At 49.7% G+C, this 10630-nt stretch carries 7 protein-coding genes and 3 tRNA genes; all 10 read left to right on the top strand.

Annotated features, from left to right (window positions below; translation table 11 throughout):
• Nucleotides 1–177: 177 nt before the first annotated feature.
• The 10 genes from PKO01S_RS27665 to PKO01S_RS27620 all read left to right on the top strand — a co-directional run bounded on the left by PKO01S_RS27665 (nucleotide 178) and on the right by PKO01S_RS27620 (nucleotide 10487).
• Nucleotides 178–252 (top strand) — tRNA-Glu (locus PKO01S_RS27665).
• A gap of 6 nt (nucleotides 253–258) precedes the next feature.
• Nucleotides 259–334 (top strand) — tRNA-Lys (locus PKO01S_RS27660).
• Nucleotides 335–375: 41 nt separating this feature from the next.
• Nucleotides 376–461 (top strand) — tRNA-Leu (locus PKO01S_RS27655).
• Between the two features lie 209 nt (nucleotides 462–670).
• Nucleotides 671–1639: an ABC transporter permease gene (locus PKO01S_RS27650; RefSeq protein ID WP_127534666.1), complete on the top strand. Its 969-nt coding sequence runs from the start codon at nucleotides 671–673 to the stop codon at nucleotides 1637–1639.
• A 17-nt stretch (nucleotides 1640–1656) separates the two neighbouring features.
• Nucleotides 1657–2544, top strand: coding sequence for a carbohydrate ABC transporter permease (locus PKO01S_RS27645; RefSeq protein WP_127534665.1), 888 nt, complete (start codon nucleotides 1657–1659; stop codon nucleotides 2542–2544).
• Nucleotides 2545–2633: 89 nt separating this feature from the next.
• Nucleotides 2634–4340, top strand: coding sequence for a type 2 periplasmic-binding domain-containing protein (locus tag PKO01S_RS27640; protein WP_127534664.1), 1707 nt, complete (start codon nucleotides 2634–2636; stop codon nucleotides 4338–4340).
• 82 nt (nucleotides 4341–4422) lie between these two features.
• Nucleotides 4423–6327, top strand: a complete 1905-nt coding sequence (locus PKO01S_RS27635; RefSeq protein ID WP_246070762.1) for a sensor histidine kinase — start codon at nucleotides 4423–4425, stop codon at nucleotides 6325–6327.
• A complete protein-coding gene (locus PKO01S_RS27630) occupies nucleotides 6296–7861 on the top strand; it encodes a response regulator (RefSeq protein ID WP_127534663.1) in 1566 nt (521 codons plus the stop codon). The genes PKO01S_RS27635 and PKO01S_RS27630 overlap by 32 nt, the downstream gene beginning before the upstream one ends.
• A 24-nt stretch (nucleotides 7862–7885) precedes the next feature.
• Nucleotides 7886–9529: a cellulase family glycosylhydrolase gene (locus tag PKO01S_RS27625; protein ID WP_127534662.1), complete on the top strand. Its 1644-nt coding sequence runs from the start codon at nucleotides 7886–7888 to the stop codon at nucleotides 9527–9529.
• Between the two features lie 286 nt (nucleotides 9530–9815).
• Nucleotides 9816–10487 carry a TetR/AcrR family transcriptional regulator gene (locus PKO01S_RS27620; RefSeq protein WP_164779814.1) on the top strand — a complete coding sequence of 224 codons (672 nt, stop codon included), beginning with the start codon at nucleotides 9816–9818 and terminating at the stop codon, nucleotides 10485–10487.
• Nucleotides 10488–10630 lie beyond the last annotated feature (143 nt).

Genomic DNA, 10630 nt, shown 5'->3' with positions numbered 1-10630 from the left:
GCCACATTTTTTTTAACGATTTGCAGGTGAAGGACCGTGCAACTCAATCGGTCTTTTTATTTTGTTCAAATTGTTTTTGAAAGCTTTGGCATTAATTATCGCTTGCAATCATGAAATGCGTATGTTACATTATTCAAGTCGCTTGCAAGAGCGATGGCAAGAAAGCACTTATACGAAGGCCCGTTGGTCAAGGGGTTAAGACACCTCCCTTTCACGGAGGTAACAGGGGTTCGAATCCCCTACGGGTCACCATTGTATGAGCCATTAGCTCAGTTGGTAGAGCACCTGACTTTTAATCAGGGTGTCGTAGGTTCGAGTCCTACATGGCTCACCATTTGCTTCTCCCTCGAAGCGGATGTGAACAATTTTAAATGTGCGGTAGTGGTGGAATGGCAGACACGCTATCTTGAGGGGGTAGTGGGCGTACGCCCGTGGAGGTTCGAGTCCTCTCTACCGCACCATAATTTACAACGGACAATCACTTGTCGTCATGCCGGATAGGGCTTGCGATAGAGTGATTTTTTTGTGTCTTCATTTTTCGAAATATCCAAAAAAATATCACCATACCCGAAATCTGATGCCTATAAACGGTGGGTCTTAAGTTTTATGATTACATTTGAAAGGGCTTACACGAAGAGAAAGAGATAGGGAATGGAGGTGCAGCCCGAGAATGAGCGTTAAAGCAGAACTAGAACCGAACCTGCAAGAGACGAAGGCCGGCAGGACAGGCATCCCGGTCTGGGCACGGAAGATTATTGGACAGCGATATTTGCAGGCGATGGCACTGCTCGGCGTTGCATGGATGATTATTTTTAACTACATCCCCATGTACGGCATCATTATCGCTTTCAAAGATTACGACATCATTCGGCCGGTTTCGGCAGCTCCTTGGGTAGGACTTGAGCATTTCAGAGAACTGTTCGAGGATGAGAATCTCAAGTATGTCCTGAAGAACACGATCGGCATGAGTTTAATTAAACTTGTTATCGGCTTCCCGCTGCCCATCTTATTCGCGCTTCTGATGAACGAGTTGCGCTCGATGATGTTCAAACGGTGGGTGCAGACGATTTCGTATCTGCCGCACTTCTTGTCGTGGGTTATTCTGGGCGGTATTATGGCGACTTGGCTCGCGGATGTCGGTATCGTGAACAAAGTGCTGATGGCGCTTAATTTCATTAAAGAGCCGATCTTCTACTTGGCAGAGCCGAAATATTTCTGGAGCATTGTCATTACATCGGATATTTGGAAAGAGCTTGGCTGGTCGGCGATTATTTATTTGGCCGCTATATCGAGCATTTCTCCCGAACTATATGAAGCGGCAACGATCGATGGTGCGGGCCGCGGACAGAAAATGTGGAACATTACGCTGCCTTCGATCAAAGGAACGATCTCGATTCTGTTCATTCTTGCGATCAGCGGTGTTCTCAACTCGAACTTCGATCAGATTCTCGTCCTTCGGAACCAGCTTAACGAAACGTCCAGTAACGTCATCGACGTGTACGTGTATCAGGTGGGCTTGTTGAATGGCAGGTATTCCTATGCGGCTGCAGTCGGATTGATTAAGTCGATAATCGCGCTTGCGCTGCTGCTTGGAGCCAACAACATCACGAAACGGCTCAATAACACGTCCCTATTCTGATCAAGGCGGTGGCAAGGATGTTTTCATTAAAAAGACAATCTCTATCCGAAAGTGTAGTTGAAGTATTAATTACACTTCTGATGCTGATCGTATGTTTCGCGACGTTGTATCCGATCTGGTACGTCCTTGTGAATGCATTCAATGACGGCGCGGACGCGATGCGCGGCGGTATTTACTGGTGGCCGCGCGTATTCAGCATCAAAAGCTTTCATGCCGTGTTTCAGAGCGATGGCATTCTAACGGCAATGGGCATTACGGTTGCCAAGACGGTCATCGGTGTCATTGTTCACGTCTTCTTCACGGCGATGGTTGCTTACGCCTTCTCCCGCAAGGAGTTGATCGGCCGGAAGATCTACATGCTGATCGGAACGGTCACGATGTTCTTCGGCGGCGGTCTCATTCCGTACTACCTGCTCATTCGAGACCTGCATTTGCTCGACAATTTCTTGGTTTATATTATTCCGGCGGCGTTCAGTTTCTTCGATCTCATAATCTTCCTGTCGTTCTTCCGTGAAATTCCGGCGGGATTAGAGGAAGCGGCTCGGATCGACGGTGCGAATGACCTCCAAATCTTCTATAAAGTCATCATCCCGGTGTCGATGCCGGTTGTTGCAACGATTGCACTCTTCCATGGTGTATATCAATGGAACGACTTCTTTACAGGCATGATCTATATTAACGACATGGATATGCAGCCGATTCAAACGTTCTTGTATCGAGTCGTTGCGCAGTCAAGCTCGAACCAGATGCTGGCGGCAATGCCGACCAACGTATCGGTTTCGGTCACGAGCCAATCGCTTAAGCTCGCGACGATGGTCGTCACGACGGCGCCGATCGTGTTCGTATATCCGTTTCTGCAGAAGTATTTCGTTAAGGGCTTTATGATTGGCTCGATTAAAGGCTAACTTTGGTTATCAGTCTGCCGCTTCGTCGGCAGGATTGCTAATAGATGAAACCATTAGAAGATGAAACCATTAGAAAAGGGGACAAATCAATGAGTAAAGCACGCAAACTGTGGACCTCGATGATGGCTCTGACTGTCGTATCCTCGATGGCATTGACCGCTTGCTCCAGCAGCGACGACAACAAGAAGACAGAAGAACCGGCGAAGACCGAGACGGCTGCGACGACAGACAACAAAGACACGACAGCAACGACAGAAACCGCTGCGGCTGACCCGGACCAACCGGGCTGGCAAAAGGACGCTGGTGAGAAAGTAAAGTTCGACTGGTATATTAACTTCTCTTGGTTCAATAAAAAGTGGGGCGGAGACGCAACCGCTGACTATATTACGAAGAAAACTGGCGTTGACATCAACTTTATCGTGCCGGCAGGCAACGAGAACGAGAAGCTGAACACGATGATCGCATCCGGCAAACTGCCGGACTTCCTGACGCTGGGCTGGTACGAAGAAGGCGTTCGCAAAATGATCGACGGCAAGCTCGTGCTTCCGCTGAACGAACTGGCTGACCAATACGATCCGTACTTCTTTAAAGTGGCCGATCCTGCTAAACTAGGATGGTATACGCAGCCGGACGGCAACGTATACGGCTATCCGAACGCATCGTCGTCCCCTGCGGACTACGAGAAATACGGCAGCAAATTCACGTCGAACCAAACGTTCGTCGTACGCAAAGATATGTATGAAGCGCTCGGCAGCCCTGACATGAGCACGCCGGAAGGCTTCCTCAATGCTCTGAAGCTGGCGAAAGAGAAATTCCCGGACGTTAACGGCCAGCCGCTTATTCCGCTCGGCCTGCACGAGTTCACGGAGACAGGTAACTACTCGCTCGAAGGTTACCTGCAGAACTTCCTGGGTATTCCTCAGCAGAAGGACGGCAAGCTGTATGACCGCCGTCTGGACCCAGAATATATCAGCTGGTTGAAAGTGTTCCGTCAAGCGAACCAAGACGGATTGCTGTCCAAGGACATCTTCATCGACAAACGTCCGCAGATGGAAGAGAAAATCTCGCAAGGCCGTTACTTCGCAATGTTGTACCAACGCTCTGACTTTGCAACGCAGAACATCGCGCTCTATCAGAAAGATCCGAACGCTGTATATATCGCAGTCAACGGTCCGTCGAACTCGAACAAGGCACCAGCTACGCTGGCAGGCCCTGGAATCTCCGGCTGGACGGTAACGCTCATCTCCAAGGACGTTAAAGACAAGAAGAGAGCCATCGAGTTCCTGAGCTACCTGCTCTCCGAAGAAGGCAACAAAGATATGTTCCTCGGCGAGAAGGGAGTAACGTGGGATACGATCGACGGCAAAGATCAATTCAAGCCGGAAGTTATCGACCTGCTTAACAAAGACCGCGCAGCGTTCGACCAGAAGTATGGCGCATCCTATACGTACTGGATGCTGATGGATACGAACATGAACCTGGCTTGGGCTCCTCCGAGCGTAGAGCCTTCGAAACAAATGGAAGATTGGACGAAAGGCAAATCGATCAGTATGTCGGAATTCGACAACTTGGATGCGCCTACGACGTCTGATGAAGGCATCGCTAACAGCAAGAATGCACGCGAATGGGGTAAAGTGCTGCCTAAGCTGCTCCTGTCGAAGTCGGATGCTGAATTCGATACACTGTGGAACAAATATGTAGCAGACCGTACGGCTAACAAACAAGCTCAGATAGACGCGTTCCGTCAAACGAAGTATGAAGAGAACGTGGCGAAGCTGGAGAAATTGAATAAGTAATTTGCAGTTGGAACAGCCTGGAAGTTTGCGCGAGCGGACTTTCAGGCTTATTACCATAGTGGGCAGGGATGGTGCAAACTTGATGATTAGACTTGCCCGTCAGTGGGGAGCCAGAGCTTCGATTGCAGTCGGACGCATGTCCATCCAAGTGAAGCTGATTGTATCTTTTATTTGTATCATTCTGATTCCGATTATTCTGGTTTCGTGGTATTTGTTCCACAATTCCTATCTGAACACGATTAAAGAACTGACGAAGAAAAATCAGTATATCCTCGATATCGAGAAGATGAACGTCGACAACAATATGGCTGTGATGCAGCAGTCGGGTCAACAGGCAGCTTATAACAAAAATATTACGGATTATATGAACAGCGGCCGAGAGAAAGATACAGCGGAGTTGGTAGAGTTCAATACGCAGACGTTCTATGCGTTCCAATCCTTTCTATTCAACAATCCGAGCATTTCGAGCATCCGGCTCTATACGGAAAATCCAAACGTAAGGGAATTTTGGCCGGTTATTTTCCAAGAATCAAGGATCAAGCAAAAGCCTTGGTATGATGCCGTTATCCGTCAAAAAGGCACGATGTGGTGGGATATTAGCCTTGGCAAGGCTTCGATTCTGAACAATGGGGTCGATAGTCCGGATATTCCCCTTATTTCGATGTTGTTTGAAACCACGTATGAGGACACGCGCCATAATGGCGTTCTGGAAGTGACCATGGAGCTGAAAAACTTCTTCATGAAGACGTTCAGCGATATCCAGGACAACGATTCCCAGATGATCGTCATTAACCGCAGCGGCCAGCCGTTCACGAAGGATTCAGCTCCCTTGTTCAAGGATCTGCCGGTTAAGGAAGTGATGCGGCAGTTCGCCTTGCATCAGAAATCGTCGGAGAAAAGCTTCTCGTTCAGCTATAACGGCAAGCCATACATCGGCATCTATAGCTATCTAGGTCAATTGGACAGCTACTTGCTGAACGTTGTTTCGCTCGAGAGCACGATATCGAACATAAGTCAGCAGCGGAATACGATCATTATTGCAACGATCATTCTCATCGGTTTATTATCGATGATTTCATATTTGCTTCATTCCCTTATTCTGAAGAAGCTCAAAATATTGCGCGAATCGATGAAGAAAGTGCGCAAAGGCGATTTCGATGTCGATATCGCTATTACAAGCATGGACGAGGTTGGCGAGATTGCCTACCATTTCCGCCAAATGCTGAAGAAGATGAATGAGTTGATTGCGCAGGCGGTCAGCCGGCAGGCGGCGACGAAGGAAGCGGAGCTCAAGTCGCTGAAAAATCAGATCGACTCGCATTTTCTGTACAACACGCTCGAGAACATTAAGATGCTTGCCGAAGTCGAGGGACAGTACGCCATTTCGGATGCACTGACATCGCTTGGCGGCATGATGCGTTACAATCTGCAGTGGACGAGCAATCATGTTCGTTTTCAGGATGAACTCGCTCATATTCAGAACTATATTGCGATCATGAACATCCGCTATGACAACGGATTGGAGCTGAACGTAGAAGTGCCTGCGGCTTACCGCGAGCAGGAGGTGCTGAAGATGTCGCTGCAGCCGATTGTCGAGAATGCGGTGAAGCACGGAATCGGCCGCAGAGGCAAGGAAAAGCTGACCGTTACCATTAAGGCCTATGCGATGAATGAAAATCTAATTATTGAGGTAATGGATGACGGCATTGGGATAGAGGAAAGCAAGCTGCGGGATGTGAACATGTTGATTCGATTGGAGGATTCTCTCTATCAACAGATGCGAAGCGCCGCGAATATAGGAGAAAGAGACGGAAGCGGAATCGGGCTTCGCAATGTGGATCAACGAATCGTCATGAATTATGGCAAAGAGCATGGCATTCGGGTGGAAAGCGTCCAAGGCTCATATACCAGGGTGACGATGGTGCTGCCGTACTTAAACATAGCCGGAGGGACTGATGCTAATGCGCAGCCTGCTAATCGTGGATGATGAGAAAAACATTCGAGTCGGCTTGAAGGCGATGATCGATCGGGAATTTACCGGCGCCTATACCTTTTATTTCGCTGCCGACGGGGAAGAAGCGCTGCAGGTACTGGATGAGACGGATATCGATCTCGTCATTACAGACATCCGAATGCCCGTCATGGATGGCATTACGCTCATTCACCGGCTGCAGGAGCGGGATCCGCGCCCGGATGTATTAATTCTGAGCGGGTATGACGATTTTCAATATGCCAAGGCGGCTATTCGGTTCGACGTGAAAGAGTATTTATTGAAGCCGATTGTGAGAGACGAGCTGTTCCGGGTGCTGCGCCGGCTGGAAGCGGAATGGCAGCGGGAGAATGAGGTTGCCGACGAGCTTCGCAATTCGCTTGCTTTGAAAGCGGAGTTTGCCGTTACGCAGCTACAGAACGTTTTGCTGCACGACCGGTATCATGCCGAAGAGATCCGCGAACTGCTGCGCAAAGCGGCGCTCGTATGGATGGATGAAGGGTATCATGCCGCAGTCGTGCGGATGACCGACAAAAGCAGGATGGCCGGCCGTGCAGAATTTATGTACCGGATCGATAAAATTACGGGCTGCGACACTGAGCCGAATTGTATCCGTTTCTACGATAAGGATGATCGGCTCGTTATTCTGACCGGCAGCCCCGTCCCGATCGATCGGCTGTCCGCTTATATGAAAGAGCATACTTCCTGCGGATTCCAAGCTGGAGCGAGCGGACGGCTGTTAGGAATGGAAACGGTCAAGAAGAGCTATGGGCAAGCCGTTGCCGCTATCGCCTACTCGTTGCTTCAGACCGCGCCGGATGTCATTCGGGCGGAAGAAGTCGGCGATAAGAACAAAGAGTTCCGGCTTCCGACCGAGGATGTGCAGAAGATCGCCAATCTACTCGGGCTGGACAAGGAAGCGGAACTAAAGCGGTTGCTGCAGCATGTGCTCGATATCCGGACGATCATGAGGTATGACATTCGGTATCTCGAAGGCGTCAGTCAGGCGCTGAATGAGCATGTCTTCGACAAGGTGTTTCAAGTGTATGGCGAAGGCTCGATTGAAATATTGAAGCTGCACCGGACGGTCGGCGATATTTATAACTTTATTCATTTCCATGACTATTTCCACAGTGCCCAGAGCTTGCTGCTGCTGCTGAATGATTACGTTCGGCAGGTACGTTCGGTCTACAATGACCGAAGCGACATTGGGCGCGCCATCAGCTATATTCAAGAGCATTACCATGAGGACTTGAATATGGCGATGGTGTCCAATCATGTATCGTTGAACTATTCGTATTTCAGCCAGGCTTTCAAAGATTATACGGGCGAAACGTTCGTCTCTTACTTACGCAAGCTTCGGCTGAATAAGGCGAAAGAGCTGCTTATGAGGCCTGAGCTTAAAGTGTATGAGATCAGCGCAATGGTCGGTTTCGAGAATGTCAAACATTTTACTCGTGTGTTCAAGGAGACGGAAGGCGTATCGCCGCTCGAATATCGGGCGATGAACGAAACGCTTCGCGGTCAATAATTCGAGAATGGGAGCGGGATTGGGATGGTATTGACGAAGAATCGCGTTGCAGGTTTTGTACGTGCGGAAGGCCGCAAGCTGGTGAATGGAGACGGTGAAGAACTAATCCTTCGGGGTGTAGGACTTGGCAGCTGGTTCCTTCCGGAAGGGTATATGTGGAAGTTTCCGGAACAAGGCGACCGTCCAAGACGGATTGAGCGGATGATCGAAGAACTGGTCGGCCCCGAGAAGGCAGCGCAGTTCTGGGAAACGTATTATGACCGTTATACGGCGGAATCGGATATCCGGCAGATCGCCAAGGAAGGATTCAATTCTATTCGTATTCCGATCAATGCGCGGGCTTTTATCGAGGACGGAGAACCGGTCCGCTTCAAAGCGAACAATGTTCACCGACTCGATCTGGTCATTGATTGGTGCCGCCAGTATAATGTATACGCTATTCTGGATCTGCACGGAGCACCGGGCGGGCAGACGGGCGCGAATATCGACGACTCCGAGAACGACCAACCGGAGCTGTTCACGAACGAGACCTACCGGCGGATGACGATCGAGCTGTGGCGCCAGCTTGCCGACCGCTATAAGGATGAATGGATCGTAGCGGGATACGACCTGCTGAATGAACCGCTGCCGGACTGGAATGCGGCGCTCAATCCGCAGCTGATGCCGCTGTATAAGGATATCGTCAAGGCGATCCGGGAAGTCGACCGGATGCATATGATCATTCTGGAAGGGGCGCACTGGTCGACGGACTGGTCTATTTTCGACGAAATGTTTGACGACAATATACAACTTCAATTCCATAAGTATTGGAACAACCCGGATACGGAGAGTATTCAGAAGTATATCGACGGCCGCGAGCAGTGGAACGCTCCGATCTTCATGGGCGAGGGCGGCGAGAACAATATCGACTGGTACTCGGGCGCGTTCTGTCTGTTCGAGGATCACGATATTTCGTGGAACTTCTGGACGTGGAAGAAGATGGACACGATCAATTCGCCTTGCTCGGTGAACAGACCGGCTGGCTGGGACCGGCTGACCGCATATTTGACGGGCGGCGAACGTCCGAGCGCGGCTGAAGCGGAGCAAATCCTATGGGAGTATCTCGATAATATCGCATTAGAGAAATGTACCTATCATCCGGAGGTTGTGAATGCGCTGTTTAGAAGGGCTCCGGTGCGGATTCCGGCTATTTTCTACGGGTATCAGGGTGAAGAGACCGGCTACCACATCGGTACGAAGGCGGCAAAGAACGTCGGCTTCCGGGTGAACGACGGTACGGATATCCGGTTTATCGACAGCGAGCGGGAGGTTGCGAACTTCCAACATAACGGCGGACGTCCGTGGAATATGGATCAGCGTCTCTATGTTCAGCTGGCAGCGGGCGATTGGTTGGCGTACGATTTTACGTCGGGCAACAGCGGCAGCGGAGATATCGGCACTTCCTCCTATGTAGTTGAGGTCCGGGTGCGTGTGACAGATGAGCAGGTCGGCAAGGGTGCGTTAACCGTAAGCGTGGACGGACGCAGCATAGGTGCTGTTCAAGCGGAAGAGTCTGAATGGACGACCGTAAAGCTGGAAGAAGCGGCTGTATTGGAGGCGGGACATCATCGCATCGTCATCGAAGCGGCTGGCGGACCGGTACAAGTCGAATGGATTAATATCACATAATCTTAGGATGAGAACGGGCTCGGCAGGTGATTCCTGCGGGCTCGTTTTTTTTCGTACGAATTATGAACACGATAGTCAATTGAAATCGGCTGGTCTGGATTAACTGAAGCAGATTAGTTCTCACCACTATGCAGTTGCAGGCAGCATCGTCGTTGCTCAAGCCTTAATCCATTGTATACAGCGATTATGACCGTTATTATTATAGGATGCAGTTAGATGGCGGACGCCGTATTCAGCAAGAAGGTTATCAACGTATAAAATGAGCCGGAAATGGGGTAGCAGCAAATTGTACGAAGCATTCGAGAAATTGCCGGAGGAGAAGAAAGCGTCGATCTTGTCGAGCTGCTTGGAAGAATTCAGCGAGCATGGATACGATCAGGCATCGACGGATGCAATCACTTCGAGGGCTGGAATATCCAAGGGGATACTGTTCCATTATTTCAAGAGCAAGAAGAATGTATATCTCTATCTTCTTCGGCATGTCTCGGACATGCTCACCGGCAAAGTGCTTGCATCGATTGGAGATGCGCCTAAAGACGATTTTTTCGAACGGATCAAAGCGTTGGCGGCAACGAAACTTGTAATAGGATTTCAGTATGAGCGGGAGAGCAAGTTTCTCATCCATGCGTTCGCGAGGCCGGCCAAAAGCGTGCAGCAGGAAGTTCAGCAGTTCTACAAAGCTAATATAGAGGCGCACGAGCGGGCTGGCACGATGGTTCGGGTATATGATGTGCACTTGCTTCACCCTAGTAAGCTTAGAGATGGAGTAACGCCGGAGCGGGTTGTACAGATGGTGACCTTGTTCATGGAGTCCTTCACGAATCAAGTGCTCGCGTCTTATCGAACCGGGGACGAAGAGGTGATGGAGAGAACCGTATATTGGACCAATGAATTGACTGCTTATCTTGATCTTATGAAACATGGGGCATATCGTTCTGAAGAAAATGAAAATAAATGATAAAAAGTAGTTGCATTGATGATTATATTCATGGTATATTCTAATTCCGGCCGAGAAACACGACGCCGGCGAGCTTGAAAGAACGGGATCAGAAATAACAATTTCTAAACTCGGGAAAATAAAGCTTGCACGACAATGAGTTG

This window comes from Paenibacillus kobensis NBRC 15729 (assembly GCF_004000825.1).
GTDB lineage: Bacteria > Bacillota > Bacilli > Paenibacillales > Paenibacillaceae > Paenibacillus_T > Paenibacillus_T kobensis.
This window is presented reverse-complemented; position numbering and strand designations above follow the sequence as displayed.

Coding starts and splice junctions, on each gene's coding strand:
- PKO01S_RS27650 (WP_127534666.1), top strand. CDS start 671: ATGAGCGTTAAAGCAGAACTAGAACCGAACCTGCAAGAGACGAAGGCC.
- PKO01S_RS27645 (WP_127534665.1), top strand. CDS start 1,657: ATGTTTTCATTAAAAAGACAATCTCTATCCGAAAGTGTAGTTGAAGTA.
- PKO01S_RS27640 (WP_127534664.1), top strand. CDS start 2,634: ATGAGTAAAGCACGCAAACTGTGGACCTCGATGATGGCTCTGACTGTC.
- PKO01S_RS27635 (WP_246070762.1), top strand. CDS start 4,423: ATGATTAGACTTGCCCGTCAGTGGGGAGCCAGAGCTTCGATTGCAGTC.
- PKO01S_RS27630 (WP_127534663.1), top strand. CDS start 6,296: ATGCTAATGCGCAGCCTGCTAATCGTGGATGATGAGAAAAACATTCGA.
- PKO01S_RS27625 (WP_127534662.1), top strand. CDS start 7,886: ATGGTATTGACGAAGAATCGCGTTGCAGGTTTTGTACGTGCGGAAGGC.